Genomic DNA, 740 nt, shown 5'->3' on the forward strand with positions numbered 1-740 from the left:
TGTCTCGTCCGGCTAAAGGTTGACAGGTATAAGGCCCCGTTCGGATTTTCCGGCGGGGCTTTTTGCTGGCTGATGGACGTGGTTGGGGGTTAAGTAGTGCAGGGCCAGGTGCGGCCGCTCCTCGTTGTAGAGGTATACGGCTTGCTGGACCAGCAGGCGGGCCTGGGCCAGGTCGTCGGGCCGCACGAACAGGAATTCGTCTTTGAGGATGCCGTTGACGCGCTCGGCCAGCGCGTTTTGGTAGCAGTCGTAGCCGTCCGTCATCGAGCAGCGCATGCCCGCCGCTCGCAAGGCGGCCTGGTAGGCGTCGGAGCAGTACTGGCTGCCGCGGTCGGAGTGGTGCAGGCAGGTGCGGGCCGCGGGCCCGGCTTGGCGCACCGCCTGCGCCAAGGCCACCAGACAGCCTGCCGTGTGGAGGCTGGGGTGGACGTGGGCGCCAACGATTTTGCGCGAAAACGCATCCGTGACCAGGCTCACGTAGACGGTGCCTTGACGGGTGAGCAAGCAGGTGATGTCGCTCACGTAGCGCTGGTTGGGCGCCGTGGGCTTGGGCGCGTCTTTGACCAGATTGGGGTGTTGGCGGAAGCGGTGGTGCGAATCAGTGGTCTTGGTGAAGCTGCGTTTGCGGGGTACGAGCAGCTGGCGGCTGCGCAGCAGCGTGAAGAGGGCATCGCGCCCGCAGGCCACGCCCTGCGCCCGTAGGCGCGGAGCGATTTTGTGCAGCAGTTTGCGCGTGCCCA

At 65.9% G+C, this 740-nt stretch carries 1 protein-coding gene; it reads right to left on the reverse strand.

Going from position 1 to position 740, the window contains the following annotated elements; translation table 11 throughout:
* Positions 1-12: 12 nt before the first annotated feature.
* Positions 13-740 (reverse strand): IS3 family transposase (locus JKL48_RS22890; protein WP_201987741.1); only part of this gene is annotated, 728 nt, incomplete at its 5' end.

The organism is Hymenobacter rubidus (genome assembly GCF_016734815.1).
Classification (GTDB): Bacteria; Bacteroidota; Bacteroidia; order Cytophagales; family Hymenobacteraceae; genus Hymenobacter; species Hymenobacter rubidus.